The 16,850-nt window shown below is 44.1% G+C and carries 18 protein-coding genes and 1 pseudogene; 4 read left to right on the top strand and 15 right to left on the bottom strand.

Features of this window, described 5'->3' with window-relative positions; genetic code table 11:
* Positions 1–23 precede the first annotated feature (23 nt).
* From FQV28_RS14720 to FQV28_RS14705, 4 genes are all read right to left on the bottom strand, one after another.
* Positions 24–836, bottom strand: a complete 813-nt coding sequence (locus tag FQV28_RS14720) for a ComEC/Rec2 family competence protein (RefSeq protein ID WP_186763897.1) — start codon at positions 834–836, stop codon at positions 24–26.
* Between the two features lie 25 nt (positions 837–861).
* Positions 862–1,287, bottom strand: coding sequence for a hypothetical protein (locus FQV28_RS14715; protein ID WP_146497255.1), 426 nt, complete (start codon positions 1,285–1,287; stop codon positions 862–864).
* A complete protein-coding gene (locus FQV28_RS14710; RefSeq protein WP_222433277.1) occupies positions 1,268–2,074 on the bottom strand; it encodes a phosphodiester glycosidase family protein in 807 nt (268 codons plus the stop codon). Before FQV28_RS14710 ends, FQV28_RS14715 begins: the two co-directional genes overlap by 20 nt.
* Before the next feature lie 146 nt (positions 2,075–2,220).
* Entirely contained in the window at positions 2,221–3,279 is a 1,059-nt protein-coding gene (locus tag FQV28_RS14705) for a bifunctional glycosyltransferase family 2/GtrA family protein (protein ID WP_146497253.1), read from the bottom strand.
* Between the two features lie 439 nt (positions 3,280–3,718).
* Between FQV28_RS14705 and FQV28_RS14700 the strand changes: the two genes are divergently transcribed.
* Both FQV28_RS14700 and FQV28_RS14695 read left to right on the top strand, forming a co-directional pair.
* On the top strand, positions 3,719–4,453 hold the full coding sequence (locus tag FQV28_RS14700; protein ID WP_146497252.1) for a class I SAM-dependent methyltransferase: 735 nt from the start codon (positions 3,719–3,721) through the stop codon (positions 4,451–4,453).
* Positions 4,454–4,595: 142 nt separating this feature from the next.
* Positions 4,596–5,054 (top strand): universal stress protein, encoded by a 459-nt coding sequence (locus FQV28_RS14695; protein ID WP_146497251.1) that lies wholly within the window; start codon positions 4,596–4,598, stop codon positions 5,052–5,054.
* A 310-nt stretch (positions 5,055–5,364) separates the two neighbouring features.
* Here FQV28_RS14695 and FQV28_RS19295 read toward each other — a convergent pair whose 3' ends face one another.
* Together FQV28_RS19295 and FQV28_RS14690 are read right to left on the bottom strand one after the other, a co-directional pair.
* Positions 5,365–5,538, bottom strand: a complete 174-nt coding sequence (locus tag FQV28_RS19295; RefSeq protein WP_186763896.1) for a hypothetical protein — start codon at positions 5,536–5,538, stop codon at positions 5,365–5,367.
* A gap of 36 nt (positions 5,539–5,574) precedes the next feature.
* The gene (locus tag FQV28_RS14690) at positions 5,575–5,883 is read right to left on the bottom strand and encodes a DUF4181 domain-containing protein (RefSeq protein ID WP_255472968.1); all 309 of its coding nucleotides are present in this window, start codon (positions 5,881–5,883) and stop codon (positions 5,575–5,577) included.
* A gap of 335 nt (positions 5,884–6,218) precedes the next feature.
* Here FQV28_RS14690 and FQV28_RS14685 point away from each other — a divergent pair, with 335 nt between their 5' ends.
* Positions 6,219–8,069 carry a P-loop NTPase fold protein gene (locus tag FQV28_RS14685; protein WP_146497249.1) on the top strand — a complete coding sequence of 617 codons (1,851 nt, stop codon included), beginning with the start codon at positions 6,219–6,221 and terminating at the stop codon, positions 8,067–8,069.
* A gap of 63 nt (positions 8,070–8,132) precedes the next feature.
* Here the strand turns inward: FQV28_RS14685 and FQV28_RS14680 are convergent, their stop codons facing one another.
* The 5 genes and pseudogenes from FQV28_RS14680 to FQV28_RS14660 form a co-directional block, all read right to left on the bottom strand.
* Complete coding sequence (locus FQV28_RS14680) at positions 8,133–8,777, bottom strand: hypothetical protein (protein ID WP_146497248.1); 645 nt, start codon at positions 8,775–8,777, stop codon at positions 8,133–8,135.
* Between the two features lie 336 nt (positions 8,778–9,113).
* Positions 9,114–10,490 carry an alpha/beta hydrolase-fold protein gene (locus FQV28_RS14675; RefSeq protein WP_186763894.1) on the bottom strand — a complete coding sequence of 459 codons (1,377 nt, stop codon included), beginning with the start codon at positions 10,488–10,490 and terminating at the stop codon, positions 9,114–9,116.
* Positions 10,491–10,910: 420 nt separating this feature from the next.
* Positions 10,911–11,843 (bottom strand): NAD(P)-dependent oxidoreductase, encoded by a 933-nt coding sequence (locus FQV28_RS14670; protein WP_146497246.1) that lies wholly within the window; start codon positions 11,841–11,843, stop codon positions 10,911–10,913.
* Positions 11,844–11,869: 26 nt separating this feature from the next.
* Positions 11,870–12,259, bottom strand: coding sequence for a carboxymuconolactone decarboxylase family protein (locus tag FQV28_RS14665; RefSeq protein WP_146497245.1), 390 nt, complete (start codon positions 12,257–12,259; stop codon positions 11,870–11,872).
* Between the two features lie 83 nt (positions 12,260–12,342).
* Positions 12,343–12,453, bottom strand: a pseudogene (locus FQV28_RS14660) (aldehyde dehydrogenase family protein); the annotation flags it as partial.
* A gap of 405 nt (positions 12,454–12,858) precedes the next feature.
* On the opposite strand from FQV28_RS14660, the gene FQV28_RS14655 reads away from it, so the two are divergent.
* Complete coding sequence (locus tag FQV28_RS14655; RefSeq protein WP_186763893.1) at positions 12,859–13,539, top strand: GntR family transcriptional regulator; 681 nt, start codon at positions 12,859–12,861, stop codon at positions 13,537–13,539.
* A 147-nt stretch (positions 13,540–13,686) separates the two neighbouring features.
* Here the strand turns inward: FQV28_RS14655 and FQV28_RS14650 are convergent, their stop codons facing one another.
* From FQV28_RS14650 to FQV28_RS14635, 4 genes are all read right to left on the bottom strand, one after another.
* Positions 13,687–14,130 carry a methionine sulfoxide reductase gene (locus FQV28_RS14650; protein ID WP_146497243.1) on the bottom strand — a complete coding sequence of 148 codons (444 nt, stop codon included), beginning with the start codon at positions 14,128–14,130 and terminating at the stop codon, positions 13,687–13,689.
* 117 nt (positions 14,131–14,247) lie between these two features.
* Complete coding sequence (locus FQV28_RS14645) at positions 14,248–14,607, bottom strand: DUF4181 domain-containing protein (protein ID WP_146497242.1); 360 nt, start codon at positions 14,605–14,607, stop codon at positions 14,248–14,250.
* A gap of 66 nt (positions 14,608–14,673) precedes the next feature.
* Positions 14,674–15,033, bottom strand: coding sequence for a DUF4181 domain-containing protein (locus FQV28_RS14640; protein ID WP_186763892.1), 360 nt, complete (start codon positions 15,031–15,033; stop codon positions 14,674–14,676).
* Positions 15,034–15,152: 119 nt separating this feature from the next.
* Positions 15,153–16,619 (bottom strand): excalibur calcium-binding domain-containing protein, encoded by a 1,467-nt coding sequence (locus FQV28_RS14635; protein WP_146497240.1) that lies wholly within the window; start codon positions 16,617–16,619, stop codon positions 15,153–15,155.
* Positions 16,620–16,850: the final 231 nt, after the last annotated feature.

Here is a 16,850-nt window from a genome sequence, read left to right as displayed (position 1 = left end):
ATCTTTCATTTATACTGGTATACCTACTGCGTTACCTCAATGGATTTTTCATCACTGACCATATGAATATTGCCTTCACGGGTCAGGTATATATCCGCACCCAGATCTTCAAGCGCTGCAACCACTTCTTCGTCTTCCGTGTTTTTGTCAGAACTGGTGATAACAGCTATCTCCGGACTTACTTCTGAGAAAAACTCGCTGCTATTTTCCGCGTAACGGCCATGATGAGGCACTTTCAAGAAGGTGTGAGCCAAATCTCCTTGTTCCATCAGCTCTGCCAATCTTGTTTCTTCAGCATCTCCTGCAAATAAAAAACGGTTTTCGCCGTGCTGGACACTGACAGCAAGCGAGTAGTCGTTGTCTTGCTCATACTCGGTTTCCTCAGGAGGATAAATGGTGAAATTCGCTGAACCGGCGGTAAAAGCAACTTCTTCGTCCAGCACCTCAATTGGCACATCCTCATTTTCTGCCGCTTCAAGGAACTCGTCGTAGTCCTCACTCTCTTCCGCATAATCCGGAACAAAGATTTGCTGGACGTCCACTTCTTTTAAAACCGTATCCGCCCCTCCTACATGGTCCTTATCAAAATGAGTGATGATCAGCGCATCGATTGATTCGATTCCTTCACCTTTCAAGTAATCAGCAATTTCTTCTCCATCCTCGTCTTCCCCTGTGTCTATCAGAACTGTCTGGTTGCCGGCAGACAGCACCATACTGTCCGCACTGCCGATTTTAAAAAATGTAAGCTCCAAATTTTCTGTGGAATCAGCTGCTTGTTCAGCCGAACAGCCGAACAGCAGCAGTAGGCAAAGCATGCCTGTCAGGATCTTCTTCATACTTCTCATTTTGCCTCCTCTGCACTCAGTGTATCTCATATCTTCCGCTGCCCCTTAAATAAAACGTAAGCCCGCCGACGATCAGTACAATTCCGGCTGTATAGAAATACACGATATACCCAGAACTGGCTCCGGCAATTTCCACGATCCCTTGCAGCAATCTGCCGGCTGCAAGTGTTGCGATTCCTGAATTATACAAATTCGAGAAAAGACGAAATTCTAATGAATGCACGGGGATCTGTACTGCCCGCCATTTCAGCAAACAGAAGAAGCCGCCGCCAATTAACGGATACAAAAATGCCCATGTCATCGCCGGAGAAGCAACCCCATGGCCAAACAGGCCGTATACTTTCGCGGCGGCAAACACAAACAGTGACACGGCCAGATAAACGCTAGCTGCTTTCATCACGCCCCGCCGCTGTGTGCCCCTTTCAATAACCGATATAGACAATGTCACTCACCTCCCTTTCTCCCATCTCCCTGCCGTCTGTCGGGTTATTGATGATTTCTCCGTTAAAATAGAGCGTCGAGGATCCGCCTCCGTCCAAGTTATAGGCTGTCTCAGCTCCTCTTTCCTGCATTTCTTCAGCTAATTCCAACAGAGACAGTCCTTCGCTTTCACTCGTTCTGCCATCTGACACAATAATGATATAGTGCAGCGGATCGATCTGGCCTATAGCAGTCCGCGGGTTGCCGGACATGGAACGGGAAACTTCGCTTGACCCGTCTACTGTTATCTCACCATCTTCGATTAACGATGGCCCGAAAGAAAGAATCTGGGCGATCGATGAAGTGTCTATAGAAGAAAGGCTTGTTTCATTTTCAGAGATGATGGAAAAATTCCCTTCAATATCGATCACCAATGCGTCATCTTCTTCCGAATTCCGCGCAGTGTCCCGGTATAGCACACCGTTCCGCAATACATAGCCTTCATCTCTGAAGCCGTAGTAATCGCCGTTTATCGCCAGTATTGCTCCGTTGCTTCCGGCTGTTTCTGATGTAGCTGCTTTAATATTCCGTCCGTATGTGTCCCCGGCGAGCGCCGTTTTCAAATAAGAAGCATCTGAAACCTGTATATCAGCGACGTAGAATGTTGTATTGTCCGTCTTTTCGGTATCGATTGTAATCTGTATTTGTTCATCCTCATAGGATGTATCCGTAATTGCCGCTGAAGAAGCGGCTTCTTCGCTTTCCTGTTCAGCCGTCGATGTTGTTGAGCCGCTTTCTGCAGATTCCATTGCAGAACTGTCCGCTTCGGCTGAAATTGCGGCCGGTTCCAAGGCTCTGGGGATTACAAAGGTATCCAACAGAACAAATGCAAAACAAGCCGGTAAGAGGCACGAAAACAGGATTGCCCAACGATAAGGTTTTATTAAGAATTGTTTCATGACAGCAAGTATCCTTCCTTCTTTGATTTGAAGATTTTATTTTTTTGGACTGAATAGCTGATAAAAAAGAGTGCCATATTTACGAGAATTTTAGCCGCCAGTAAAGGCACCGACCATTGGACCAACAGGACAACCAGAACCCAGTTCAAGGCCATTTGTGCGGTGAAGAGCATTCCGTAGCGGATTGCTTGGCTGCCCGTTTTTTGCATGCTTCTGAAAACCCAATGTTTGTTGAGTGTAAAATTCACGGCTCCCGAAAAGAGCCTTGCAAGCACTGTCGCAATCAGCAGGGAGTGGGAAAACGATGCAAAAATAAAGAGGCTGAACACACTAAACAGCGTCACGTCCACAAGTGAAGCCAAAACAGAGGATAAGCCGTACTTCAGCAGATTGAGATAAATGCGCATTGAATCTTTCACAGGATGAAAATGGGAGGAGCGGTTATGTTCCAGGTAAATTGTTTGAATCGGAACTTGCCATACCGGCACATCCTTTCCGGCAAATTCAAGAAGCAGATTGGTTTCGTATTCGTATCTATCTCCTGTTACCGTTAGGCATGCCGGGAGGTAATTCATCGGAATGCCTCGCAGTCCTGTCTGTGTGTCCATGCATCTGATGCCCATCGCTGAACGGAAAACAAAGGAGGTCAGCTGATTGCCGATCCGGCTCCGGAGAGGGATGCCCTTCTTTGTAAAATCCCTGACGCCCAAGATGAGAGATTCTTGATGATGGACCATGGAATCCGCCACTTTCCGGATATCCGTGGCCGTATGCTGCCCGTCAGCATCTGCCGTTATGATGCCAGGAGCTTTTGGGAAATTTTCCATTACATAGGCTATGGCTGTTTTTATAGCGGCCCCTTTTCCCTGATTAACGGAATGGCTGCAGACTGTACAGCCATATTCTCTTGATATCAGTTGAAAAATCGTGTCGCACCTACGCTTACTCCCGTCATTGACTATAAGTACAGGAAAGCCATATAACGTCAACTCTTTTATAAGCAGAAGCAATTTCTCGTCTGGATTCAATGCAGGTATAATCACAACCGGTTTCATCCATTCCCGCCCCCTCAACTAGTTTCATCGGAAGGCCGTATCCTTCTCGTATAATGGCATTATTGAGGGTCAACCTTAACCTAACCTTAAAATTGCAGCGTTATAAGCGAAAGGAAAAAAGGAAAAGCTCATGCAGGCCTTTCCTCAGATGATCGGCAGATTCATATCGAGCTGCATACACCTATACCGCCCGCCTTTTCAGCAAAATGAAAAGCCATTTTAATTTCACTCTCAACAATACGGTTCAACAGAGCCACGGGAAAACTTATTGCTGTGGAGAAAGACTGCAACGATGGCCACCAGCCAAAACACAGAGGTCTTCCCTTTGCAGATTCCAGGCAATTTACTTTTTATGATATTATGAATCGGGAACTCGTTCCGCAAGAGACACGTTTACGAAACGAGATGCAGATACGCAAACTTTACCGGGGGGTTATGTATGGAATTCAGGGGATCGAGTGTGTATGACCAGGAAGAATTCTTTTCAGCTTACATGAAAAGAAGAGGGCGGAAAGACAGTCCGAACAACGCGATTGAAACGCCGATCATTTATGAATTGGCAGGCGATTTTCAAAACAAAACGATATTGGACCTTGGCTGCGGCGATGCTTCGTTCGGCAAAGAATTGCTGGAGCGCGGCGCAGCGAGCTACACCGGTGTGGAAGGGTCAGAACAAATGCTGGAAGCGGCAAAGCAGAACCTATCAGGTGTGAACGGAACCGTGTTCCACCATACGATGCAGTCGTATGGCTACCCGGAAGAAACGTTCGACCTTGTGGCTTCGCGCTTTGCCATCCATTACGTCCCCGATATCGAGCCTTTGTTCCAAAACGTCCATTCCACGTTAAAGAATGGCGGCAAATTCATCTTCAGCGTCCAGCATCCCGTAACCACAGCTTCGTTCAACAGCAAAACAACAGGCGACCGGCGCGAAAACTGGATTGTGGACGACTATTTCCGCAGCGGGGAACGAAAAGAGCCATGGATCGGGCAAGTCGTGGTGAAATACCACCGGACAATCGAGCAATATTTCAGCGCGCTGATCCGCTGCGGATTTTCCGTAACCAGCCTGCGGGAAGGCACACCGGTGCGTGAAAACTTCGCCGACGAAAAGGAATATGAAAGAAGGCGCCGAATTCCCGTTGTCCTGGCATTTTCATGTGTAAAAAATTAAAAGTCAGAGAAACCCCGGCTGCGCGGCAGCCGGGGTTTCTCTATGCATATTGAATAGAACCGAAAATAAAATACCTGCAGGATTTCAGCTTCGAATGGAGAAATAATACGCACCAGCATTAATCACGATAGGAGGGTGTACGATGACATTTGTATACAAACAAATTCTTGCAGCTGTCGATGGATCAGATGAAGCGAAGTGGGCATTCCAAAAAGCGATCGAAATAGCCAAACGCAATAATGCAGGGCTCCACCTGATTCACGTGACCGATCTCCGCACCTACACGACCATGACAAAGCGCGTGCCCGATTTGGATGACCGGATCTACGATCAGGGAAAAGAATTTCTCGACCGTTATAGAAAGGAAGCCGAAGCAGCTGGCGTCCTTAAGGTAAATACAATTCTTGCCTCCGGTTCCCCTAAAACGGTCATTTCGCGTGATTACGCGAAACAAGTGAAGGCCGACCTTATTGTGTGCGGAGCCCAAGGTTTGAATGCAGTTGAACATTTTTTGATGGGAAGCGTGTCTGAACATATTGTGCGCAGCAGCCCTTGCGATGTGCTGGTTGTCCGGGGACAAGGCGAAAAAGCAGAAAGCTAGACAGAGCGGAGCTTGCCAATGAAGATATGACGGATGCCCCCTGAAACTCTCAAAAAGCCCGGTTAGCTTGAGAAACAAGCTAACCGGGCTTCTCCCGTTATTCATCCATAGTCTGCTATAAACAGAAATTAAAAAGAGGGCTTATTTCCTCGAACTGCCTAGCCTAATGAGCCCGATGCTAATAAGCCATATACCCGATGACCGTGGCAACCGGGTAAGCGGCCAGGCAGAGAAAAACCAAAAATAATGCCAGCCCCGCCACAACAGATCTCCACTTCATCCGGGAGCGGTTGATCAGCAGGACAACAAACTAGACGGGCATGGCGATCAGGATATTGAACCCGCACCAATAGAGGGCAAGCTCGGTATAAGTAGTTGTGATTCCTGATCCGTCTATGACAATATTGACAACATAGTCCAGCACAATCAGAACGGCGAGAACAATAACCGCTAGGCCATTATATGCAAGCCACGCTTTTTTCATGGGACACCTCATTTTTGGTATTGTTTCGTTTATTCATCAATAAACGAACGCAATTGCCAGAAAAGCAGCAAGCCCTACTGGATAAAGCAGCAACGTCATCACATATTCTTTTGATTCTTTTATGTACTTCCACTGCAAGTACGCCTGAAAAGCAGTCAGCGCCGTTAAGTACACAACCCAAAACCAGAAAAGCCGGCTAGCTACATCTGTTCCAACGATAAATGGAATGCCACATAGAGCAATTGCGAAAATAATCCCCCTGCCCCAGCGGTCGGTATTTTTTGCTGGAGTTTCCGAAAGCGCGACTTTCTTGATGCCGAGCCATTTCCTCAAAATCTTCTCCAAAACGAAAAAGACAATGAAGAAACCAATTAAAATAAGTACTAGTTCTATTCGAATCTCCTCCTTGCTTTTCTACACATCATATACGGATGAATTGGTTGAAAGTTCCAGTTCTATGCCTGTTAAGAAATAAAACTCCTAAGTTTGTCCTCCATCAGCAAGCGCCATTGGAAACAAGTTTGTTTTGTAACAATATTCTGATTTTATGACACAAATTTGAATAGGAATGGTATCATTATTACAGATAAAGACAATTTTCCTGTGGCCATTTTTTCCGAACAGCATCGCTTAACTTTGCCTGTTCCTCTTGGAGGAATAGAGATTAGGGGGTAACTTTCATGATGAACGAAAGCTCCTATAACTGCAGCGTACGAATAAGAAAAGGCCAGCCCATCAGGCGTCTGATCCATACGTTTTCGGGGCCATGGCTGAAATGGGAGACGGGAAAAGAAGGTTTTTTCCAATTGATCGACTGCACCGTGGACGGAACTCCAGTGGAATTTTCCATGCGGCCGTCGCCGGAAGATGCCGGCTTCGAGCCCGAATCCCGGACGTTCACTTGGACGCCCCGCCAGATCCATACCGGCGAAACCAAAATTTTCGAGTTCAATGCAATTTCAGGGGATGCAACTTACCCCTTCAAAATCCTCATCACCATAGAAGAAGTGCGGGTTGCCCCGAGACGTGAGCAGCACGCCCAGGCCCTTACGCGATTCCTGATGGACAAACGGATCGCATCCCCCCTCATTATCGGCATTTACAATCATTTGGGCGAAGGCAGATCGGCATTCTTATCCTTGATCGAAGACGAAATCAAAAAAGCGAACCAAAACCTGGACCGGATCCACCCGAGACAGTCTAAACGGTTTCATGTCGTAAGATTCGACGCTTCCGAATACGACGACCAGGAAAAGATCTGGCTTGCGCTGCTGAAACTGCTGTTCGGCAAATACAAAGAAGAACACGGCAGCCGGGCCAAAATTGCATACTGGCAGCACATCCTGATGAAAATCGGCCGGGAAAGAAAAATAACGCTCCTATTGGCTCTTTTGCTGTCGGTGCTTATCCTCCTTTCCATCCGGTTTGTCATCAACTTGCCGGTCACCATCGCCCCCAACACTGACGTTACCGGCACTGTGTTGGCCAGCATCCTGCTCGGCCTGACGCCGCTCGTCTATGCATTCATTTCATTCGTCGCCATTCCGGCATTCAGAAGAACCAGCACGCTGTTCATCAAGCCGACGTACGATGAGCTGAAAACAAAAATAAAATACCCCGACTACCGGGACCGGCTGGGCACCCGGGTGGAAGTCATCGAAAGCCTGAATACCTTGGTTGACGTATGGCTAAAAGAAACTGCCGATAAAATAGTGGTGATGGTCGACCATATCGACAATTGCTCAGAAGAAAGCATCGCCGGGTTTTTCGAAGCACTCGAACTGTTCAACACGAATGCCGACTATAAACAAATAAATTTCATCATCCCGATGAATCCCGCTCCGGTCCGGTTGGCGTTGGCTGCGAAAAACCTCCACCGGCTTGAAGTGGAGCAGCCGGGCATACGGGATAAAATCGCTTTAGGCCAGGAGATCCTGGAGTCGTGTGTAACATTTCCGTATACACTGCCCCCTATCACGGACTATGCCAGCCTTATAAAAGAATGGCTGCCTGCTTTCGACAGCCATTGGACCCGCCGGGATATAATGGATATCGGCGAAGACGCATTTTTGTATGATGAACAAGACAAGCTGGTGCTGAGCGAACTGATCAATACGATCACCGTCTCCTTCCGGCCGGTCAAATCCATGGAAGTGAAAAAGATCGTCGAATTTTTGCTTTTGGCAAAAGAAAAATGGAAAATGCACAAAGAGATGGAGCAGCACGAGCATGTGGACTTGCTGGAGTTCCGCCACGAGTTCATCAGCTGGTTTTTCCTTGAATACTTTTTCCGGGACCACGCGGAACACCTGATCACCTATCTAAAACTCCATAAAGAGGAGTTGGCCAATGGCAGCTTCATGGATTTGGTCCGCATTTCCTATCCCATTCAGCCACTGGATGAAAGGTTCGACCTGAAAACCCTCTTTGTTTTCTTGAAGGACGTGCCATTGAATCCGAAAGGGCAGCAATACCTTCTGTTGTCACATCAAATTTCAAAAAGCATCATACCCCGGAACACTGGGGAATGATGCTTTTTAGTCTTTTGCCAACCTAATGGGAAATGGCCTTTTCATTTATTGACGTAAAATCATTCACAGAAAAGGTTGGTAAACCAGGAAATAACTGCTTGACGAAACCACGGCTATCGCCGCTATGTAAAGCAGCTTATTATTCGCTTTCCGGTAAAACCACCCGCCAAAGACGATCAAGCCCGCGATATCGAAAAGGAACTGAAACAAAAACGTCTGATGTTTGGCCAAGTAGATTCCGACGCCCACCGTTTCTGCAGCCAATCCGCTCACCGGCAACGCATACAAAAAGCTGCTCAGCCTGCCCGATCTGTTCCAATAGTAAAGGACGTAGCCAACAGCGCTGCATATTAAGGCCAAAAGGTTATAAACGATGAACAGGTCCCATTGAACCCCTTCAGTGTAGAACAACGGAATAAAAAGGCCGAGAATATAGTTCAAAAAATAAAAGCCGAAGTTCATCATGAAGAGGTATAGGAGGACGTTTACCGCAGCATCTTTGTTCGAGCGGCTAACATAAATAACGAGTGTCACGGTCACCATCCAAAAGCCGAATAACGTCGCTATTGAACTGAAGCTCCACAAATCACCGCTCGGGAAAAAATCCGTGAGCCTGGTGAGAATGCCCGCCACGAGACCCAATGCCGCAAACAGCAGATAGGGGCTGAAATAGGATTGGCTTTCCCCGGCATATGCCTGTACTGCCATTAGGACACACCCTTTAGATTCTATAGTAAAGTTACAAATATTAACATAATTTGAGCCTCAAGTTAGTATACCATTAAATTTCCATCCATCGTCCAAAAAGAGACACCAATTCTTATGCGAATTGTGTCCCCGATTTACTATTGGTTGATAGTTCCTCTCTAATAACCGGTTATTGAATTTTCTTTACTTCTTTTAACTGTGCGTTTCTTTCTGGTCATTCTTGATGCTGGCAAACCAGATACAGAGGAGCGAGGCACGATGCTTTTGTCTGACTTTCATGTCGTTTGGTTGTATAAAAAAACGGACCGCCTCTAAAGGCAATCCGTTATTCCCTCACTATTCTTTTTTCTTCGCATGTTTCTTTTCCTGTTTTTCCTGCTCTTTCTCTTCTTTCAGTTTTTCCTTTTCTTTTTTCTTTTCTTCTTTTCCGTTATCGCTCTTCCACAAGTGATCTTCTACAAAAGCTGCGTAAAGCAAATGCCAGGATTTCCAATCATGCGCAGCCGGCACCTCAAGATAAGCATGTTCAATTCCCTCTTCATTTAAAGCATTATGAAGGTTTTGTACAGGTTCGATCAAGTAATCCCAAATGCCGACGCCTATCATTACGGAAGGGTCGTCCAGATGGCTGTATGATCCGATATTGCTCAGTTCTTCTCCCGTTACCGCATAACTCCAAATGCCGAAATAGGCGAATTCATCAGCATGATTGAAATACATCCGGTTCGTGGTCATTCCGCCCATCGACAAACCGGCATAAGCGCGGCCTTCAGGCGTGTCATAGACATTGTAGTTCGTTTCAACATAAGGCATGATGTGTTCAAACTGGTCTTCTTCTATTTTCTTATAATCCCAATTAAAGTCCTGATTGTTCATTGTTACGACAATAAAAGGCTCAGCTTTCCCATCTGCAATCAGATTATCCGTAATATTGGCCACTGCGCCCTCGTTCATCCAGCGCAGTTCGTTGCCGTACCGGTCGCCCGACATCCCATGGGACATGTACAGCACTTTGTATGGCTTCTTGCGGTTGGGGTTGTATCCGTCAGGCAGGTAAACAGCAAGCCCGCGCGTGTCACCGGCAGCGCCAGTGTAAGCTACCGTTTCCACTGTACCGGTTTTATGGTCTGTCCGGGGAAGTTCCACCGAGCGGTCCAGCCAGTCCCCTTTGCCCATTATTTTCCGGTCATACGGAATGTAGACCATGCTGGATACGCTTTGAATACCGGTTGCCGTATTGGTCAACGTCGGATTATTGGGATCGTCCAGCCTTGCGGTTGTGCTGCCATCCGGGTTGGTGATGCGGAAATTGTAGGGATAGGCTCCGCTCGACAGCGGCACTCTGCCTCCCCATAAATCTTCTCCTATTTTTTTCAATTCCAAATAATACGTGGTGTCGCTGTTGCCGCCGGCAGGGAACATCCCCGTTTTATAGTTTTCCGGCTTGTAAGGGTTTTCAAAACCATCCTTAATGGTGAAGTGATGGAAGGTATCGCTGTAGAGTTCAACTTTTGTCGCCGCTGAAGTTTCGTCCTCGTAAACGAACGTTGCGTAATAGCCGGTCGGAGAAGCAGGATCCGCCTCCACTGTTACGCCGGGCGCATAATCTGTGTAATCCACTTCAGAAGCGCCTGCTGCTGAAACGGACTGGTTGTTGCCGAAGAGCGAGCATACGAGAACTGTCATGATTCCCAAACTAATAACTTTTTTCATTACCTTACTCCCTTCTCTCATATAAATATTAGGCAGAGCGTAAAGTTACACCAAGATGTGATTCAATTGTATATTTTTTTGATTATTTTTACAAATCATATAATAGATTCCTTTATACGCCAAAGCATGGAAACGGCCCAAGTTACTGCACTGCAGCTATGAGGACGCATAAAAAGAGTGCCTCTACACGAGACACTCTGCCAAAAAGCAAATCTGAACTTCTTTCTATTCCTTCTTCACTCTTTTTCAGTCACGCGACTCCCGCATCCAGCCACCGATCGCCGCACCCATCGCTGCCCTCGGCGATTCGAACTCGATGTCCTGCGGAACGAGCAGCCCTTCGAGCAGCAGATGCTACCTAAGCTTCACGTACTTGTTCGGGCATTTCGAGGAGGCCGAAGCCGCAAACTTATCTCTTCGTTAATGTCCTTTGGCATCCGCTTCATGCTTCAATGATTCCCCTACTTGAATTCCTGCCCAATCCTCAAAGTATTTGATGATTGCGGTAAAATCTTCTTTTCCAGCGCCCTGGGTTATTGCATATCGCCAAAAATGAGTAATATTGGTTCCAAGATACATAGGCACTTCATATTCCTCTGAAACTTCCATACATAGTTTCATATCTTTATATGCTAATTCGCTTAAAAAACCCCAGTCAAACTTCCGGCTGATTATCGACTTTTTGAATTTATCTTCTGTAGCGCTATTTCTTCCAGAGCTTGCATTCAGAACATCGATCATCAGATTAGGATCCAACCCTGCCTTCACTCCTAAAACGACGGCTTCTGAAGAAATAGCCATAGCAGCCGAGGACAATAGATTATTGATAACTTTCATAATTTGTGCTTTCCCCACAGAATCGCTGACGTAAAAAATCTTTTTGCCTAGCGCATTCAACAAATCAGATTTCGCATCAAACAGATCTTTATCTCCGGCCACCATTATAGTCAGTTTGCCTTCCTTTGCTCCCGGAGGACCTCCGCTTACCGGAGCATCTAAACTGGATATTCCTCTTTCAGCCAGCTTTTCGCTGATTTTTTGAACAGCTTTCTCTCCTGAAGTTGATAAATCAATATAAGTTTTTATTGCAGCACCTGAGATTAAGCCGTTTTCCCCAATGGCTACATTTTCAATGATTTCAGCATTCGGAAGACTTACTAAAACAGTCTCGGCCCGGTCCGCCACCTCTTTAACCGACTTTGCCACAACAACATTCTCAGTATCAGACAAGGCTTCTGCCGCTTCTGTTCTTACATCATATACAACGATAGCGCGGCCACTTTGAGCAATATTTTTCGCCATGTGATAACCCATATTGCCTAAACCGATAAAGCCAACTAGATTAGCCGACATATAAATCCCTCCCGGTTCTGGAAATTTCAATTCTGTTCTCTTTGTTTCTTTTTATGTTCGTCCAAAACCTCCATAGCATTCCGGAAACTTTCCATCGCTGCCGGGACTCCACAATAAATCGCAGTTTGCATAATCACTTCCTTGATTTCTTCCTCTGTACAGCCGTTTCTTATCGCTCCGTTCACATGCAGTTTGAATTCATGCGCTCTATTCAACGCAGTAAGTATTCCGAGGTTTATTAAACTTCTTTGTTTTCTATCCAATCCTTCTCGGGTCCAGACTTCCCCCCAACAATATTCTGTCACCAATTTTTGCATGTCCTCATTAAAACTAGTCATTGTGCTGAATGCTTTCTCTACTTGTTCTTCCCCTAAAACTTCTTTGCGTATTTTTAACCCTTCTTCGAACTTGCTCATTACTTTTCCTCCTCTGTATTCGTTGTCTTTAGCTGAAAAATTAACTTCCTTCCTGGCTGCAAGGGAAGTTACTTCTGATGAAAAACAACGGTGTTTCCAGCTGCCAATGCCGGAGCTGTCTTATGTACAGTCAGATTCAAGGGGAAATTGAAGGGGGTTATTGCTCCGACGACCCTTGCAGATTTTCGGACAGTATTATCCATTTTCCATCGATAAAATGCCTATATACCTTCATCAATTCCCCTGCTTTTTTAATCTCCATAAAAAGGTATCATAGAAATAATATATTATCAATTTAATTTTTAAATTTTCAAATTACTCCACTGAAGGATAATTTTCAAAATACCAAATTAAAACAAAGAAAAAATTAAAAAGACTGAGATGGAATCTTTATCTGGAAATTTAATATCATTTTGTTATTTCATGAAGATCCAAAAACCAAATATCCACCGATAATTTATGAAATTAGATTAATATTTTTGCGTTACTTGGTTCATAACCAGCTGGTTTTTATATATAATCTTCTTATCTTCTCAAAAAATAATATATTATTTTCCTCTGTTATTTGATTTGCTCTCTTTTCAGAAAGGATGACTTGTATGTTACGCAAAGAAAGTGATCAAGAATCCACCACGCATGTTTACAGGATTTTAAAAGAAATGATTTTCGGCTGGAAATTGGAGCCTGGGGAAAAAATCAATATAAGCAAGTTAGCCTTAAAACTTAACGTAAGCACTATTCCGTTAAGAGAAGCACTTTCCAGATTGAATTCAGAAAAATTGGTTGTGCTTGAAAGAAATAAAGGATATCGTGTCAGCGATATCTTGACGGAAACTGAGATGAAGGACCTTTCCCAGGCCAGGATTTTGTTCGAAGGAAATGCTGTTACAGCAATTATTCGCAATAATAATGCGGGGATATACAGGGAATTGATTGAAATTACAAACGCTATGTCTTCGATAAATACGGAAGAATCATACTTCAAAATTCTGGAGTTTGTTCAAACCGACGAAAAATTTCACAGCAAGATAATGGAAGCAGGTGGTAACCCCATACTTTTTGAGGCTTACACACGGCTTTACAGCCATCTTCATATCGCCCGTTTTTATCATAGTAGAGGTTCTGTAGATAAAACCGAAGCAGTCGGTGAACATTTTGAAATTATTGAAGCATTAAAAACAAGAGATCTTTATAGAGCACTAGAAGCTGTTGATGCTCATTTGAACGGAAGCAGAGAACGACTTCTAGCGGTAAGCGGTGATCGAATTTACCCCGGTTAAAATTCGCTGGCTTTTGAATCTGGGAAGTGACTTTTGCATTCCACCTTTAATATTGATTTTTTCCATAGGAAAAGCCGCACCTCCATTGTTAGGTGGCATTAACAATGGAGGTGCAGCTTAAAAAAGCGCTCTCTCTTTAGTTCGACCTTATTTTTTCTTCACTTCTTTCCAGTCATGCGGCCCCCTCACCCAGCCGCCGATCGCCGAACCCATCGCTGCCATCGGCGACTCGAACTCGATGTCCTGCATGACAAGGAGCTGAGCCCCGAGCGGAACAAGCAAGCCTTCGAGCAGCAGGTGCTCGCGCAGCTTCACGTACCTTTTCGGGCATTTCGGCGAAGTCGAAGCCGCAAACTTCGACGCTCTCATTACGACAAACTTCTCGCCCCGGTAATAGCCTTTTGCGTCCGCCCCCCGCTTCGAGCGGATTTCCAGCAGTTCCGGTTCCGGCGCCGTCACTTCCTGGAACAATCCGGTTTCGAAAGGGTCTACCGCCTCTTCCTGCCCCGTTTCTGGATTCAAGTAAAGGAACTGGTAAAGCTCGCCTTGCGTGTCATGCGCCACTTTTTTGATGTAAATCTCTTTCTCCATTCTTTTCACCTCTCTCTAAATTAACCCTAGAGAATCGTTCGTTAGCGGTTCTCTGGGATTACCTAGTAGATAGAGAAAATAAACGGGGAAGGATACTTTTTTCAGGTTTTGCTTTGTTCAGTAATAAATAAAAATGATCGAAAGAAAAGCCGCTATCCCAATTGGCAAGGCAATAAGTGTCACTACGTACTCTTTCGATCCTTCTATGTACTTCCATTGCAGATAAGCCTGAAAAAGATTTACAGCCAAAAGATAGACAACAAAAAACCAAAGCAGCCGCTCCATCTCCTCGGAGCCCGCGCTGAAAGGGATGGTACATAGCGCGAGCACCAGAATAATCCCCCTGCCCCATCGGTCGATGCTTTTCGCAGGAGTTTCCGACAGTTCCACTTTTTCGATATTCAGCCATTTTCGCATGAGTTTTTCAAAGATGAAAAGCCCTATAGCGAGCAGGATGAGTATAATGACTATTTCCATCGGATTTCCTCCAGTGTTTATCAATATCGTCTTACTTCTTGTACTTCATAACAACTTTTTCTACTATCACCAAATAAGAAAAGCAAAGGCGAGCATTGCTAATGCTCCCACCGGGATAAGAGACAGCGTCACCAAATGCTCACGGGCTTCCCTTGCGTATTTCCACTGCATATACGCCTGGAAGCAATTCTGCACAACGATGCTCCCAATAAGAAACCACATAAGCCAAGAAGGAGCCTCGCTCATCACCACAAAAGGAAGACAGCACAACGCAATAATAAAAATAATCCTTTCTCCCCATCGGTTCATTTCTTTGGCCGGAGAGTCTGTAAATTCTACTTTCTCAGCGTTGAACCATTTTCTTAGAAATTTATCTAAAATAAAAAACAGTAAAAAGATAGCGGCTATGAGAATTATAGATTGCATTGTGCTTCCTACTTTCAGCTTTATATTCTTTTTACGTATGGATTGGATGGAAGTTCCAATTTTAAGTACAGAACTAGAAATCAAAAAAGGATTGTCTGTAAGACAATCCATAAAAATCATTAACTTTCGCAAGCAACACCATCACCATCGCGGTCCAATTTTCTAGAATAACCCGGATCTCCAGTATGAATTGGAGCAGCCCCTGCTGCTCGAACTGCAGTGCAGTTTTTATAAAAAACGTTAGCATTTTGCTTTTCTTCAGCTAAACGAGCAGCTTCTTCTTCTTGACGCTGCTCCTCTGCTAAACGCTCGGCTTCAGCTTTCTCTTCTTTTTCTTTAACTAAACGATCGGCTTCTGCCTTTTCTTCTTTTTCTTTAGCTAAACGCTCTGCTTCTGCCTTTTCCTCTTTTTCTTTAGCTAAACGCTCTGCTTCTGCCTTTTCCTCTTTTTCTTTAGCCAAACGATCGGCTTCTGCCTTTTCTTCTTTTTCTTTAGCTAAACGATCGGCTTCCGCCTTTTCTTCGGCTGTAGTATCATTCTGATCTTTTTTGGATTCAGATGTAGATAAAGTATTAATTTCTTCATCAGCAGCTACTTTTGACGGTTCATCACCAAAGACATTTATAAGAATCATAAGCAACACAAAAGCATAAACAAGTGAAGCAATGGTTCGTTTCCACCACTTGCCACTTCGGAACCCTGGAGTTTTTTGATATAGCTTTCTCTTCTTAAATGCCAACGGGATACCTGCAGTGGTTAATATCGCTGCAAACTTCTTACCCGAATCATTTAACACTAATTTTCCTTCTTCAGTGGTAATTTCCGTTTTGAAAGCAAAATAATCGACAACAGCGTTTGTGAAGAAAAGAAATGGCCACATAATAATTAACTTAGCTTTTCGTTCATTGTCATCATATTCATAAACAAATATACTCTTATCTACTACAATAAATTCATTAACTTTCTTCTTCTCTTTAAAATACCCTTCTACAATCAATTCAGCGCCTTTATGTCTTTCTTGCAATAATCTTCTTCCGTTTTTGGAGAACCCTAAGTTATCACGCTTCATCAAGATGAAAGTTGTTTTTACATTTTTGCGTTGCAATTCTTTAAGCTTGTCGGCATGTAAAAAATAATCAAAATCATGAGTAACAGTAGTTAATACTTCTTGCCGAGGATTTTCAAATTTAAATTTTAATATTTCAATAAATTCTTGGGTGTCTTCGTTCTTTTTAATATCGAAATGCATTACTCTGGAATTATTGGATTTCACCACTATTCGCTGATCATTAATTTCTTTGTCTTCCTTTTTTTTCATGATCTCTCTTACATCTATATGACTAATATTCATATATGAATCGTCCCAATGCTCGTGGCCAGTTACGAAAATTATAGAGTTTCTTGTTAAAGCCAAAATTCCAGTGACTTTCTGTTGAGTTGTTTTTGGTAAATTTGCCTCGATTACCTTTAATACTTTGTCATCAGCAGCAATAATATAGCTTTGTGCTTGCTGCAACAATTTTTTGTGAAGTGTAACTAATAATTTTTGATCCGAAGTTGGCTTTTTACCAATCCATTGTTCCATTTTCTTTGTCCTCCTAAACGCTTTACTAACACCTAGATTATAACCTTTTTTTACCTTTAATATATACTTTTCTCTCATTTTTTTACATATAAAAAAGAAAATAGTCAATATTGTTTCCCCTCTTACTTAAAATACATATAAATATCGCTTAAATTTAATAAAGCAAATAAAGAAGTCCCCTTTAATGCTTAAGATAAGAGTTAAAAACACTTAGCTTACATTAATGGAGAC

This window comes from Planomicrobium sp. CPCC 101079 (genome assembly GCF_007859275.1).
Classification (GTDB): Bacteria; Bacillota; Bacilli; order Bacillales_A; family Planococcaceae; genus Planococcus.
The sequence above is the reverse complement of the archived record's forward strand: the minus strand, read 5'-3'. Positions and strand labels throughout refer to the sequence as shown.

Coding starts and splice junctions, on each gene's coding strand:
- FQV28_RS14720 (WP_186763897.1), bottom strand. CDS start 836: ATGAAGAAGATCCTGACAGGCATGCTTTGCCTACTGCTGCTGTTCGGC.
- FQV28_RS14710 (WP_222433277.1), bottom strand. CDS start 2,074: ATGGAATCTGCAGAAAGCGGCTCAACAACATCGACGGCTGAACAGGAA.
- FQV28_RS14705 (WP_146497253.1), bottom strand. CDS start 3,279: ATGAAACCGGTTGTGATTATACCTGCATTGAATCCAGACGAGAAATTG.
- FQV28_RS14700 (WP_146497252.1), top strand. CDS start 3,719: ATGGAATTCAGGGGATCGAGTGTGTATGACCAGGAAGAATTCTTTTCA.
- FQV28_RS14695 (WP_146497251.1), top strand. CDS start 4,596: ATGACATTTGTATACAAACAAATTCTTGCAGCTGTCGATGGATCAGAT.
- FQV28_RS19295 (WP_186763896.1), bottom strand. CDS start 5,538: ATGAAAAAAGCGTGGCTTGCATATAATGGCCTAGCGGTTATTGTTCTC.
- FQV28_RS14685 (WP_146497249.1), top strand. CDS start 6,219: ATGATGAACGAAAGCTCCTATAACTGCAGCGTACGAATAAGAAAAGGC.
- FQV28_RS14680 (WP_146497248.1), bottom strand. CDS start 8,777: ATGGCAGTACAGGCATATGCCGGGGAAAGCCAATCCTATTTCAGCCCC.
- FQV28_RS14675 (WP_186763894.1), bottom strand. CDS start 10,490: ATGAAAAAAGTTATTAGTTTGGGAATCATGACAGTTCTCGTATGCTCG.
- FQV28_RS14670 (WP_146497246.1), bottom strand. CDS start 11,843: ATGTCGGCTAATCTAGTTGGCTTTATCGGTTTAGGCAATATGGGTTAT.
- FQV28_RS14665 (WP_146497245.1), bottom strand. CDS start 12,259: ATGAGCAAGTTCGAAGAAGGGTTAAAAATACGCAAAGAAGTTTTAGGG.
- FQV28_RS14655 (WP_186763893.1), top strand. CDS start 12,859: ATGTTACGCAAAGAAAGTGATCAAGAATCCACCACGCATGTTTACAGG.
- FQV28_RS14650 (WP_146497243.1), bottom strand. CDS start 14,130: ATGGAGAAAGAGATTTACATCAAAAAAGTGGCGCATGACACGCAAGGC.
- FQV28_RS14645 (WP_146497242.1), bottom strand. CDS start 14,607: ATGGAAATAGTCATTATACTCATCCTGCTCGCTATAGGGCTTTTCATC.
- FQV28_RS14640 (WP_186763892.1), bottom strand. CDS start 15,033: ATGCAATCTATAATTCTCATAGCCGCTATCTTTTTACTGTTTTTTATT.
- FQV28_RS14635 (WP_146497240.1), bottom strand. CDS start 16,619: ATGGAACAATGGATTGGTAAAAAGCCAACTTCGGATCAAAAATTATTA.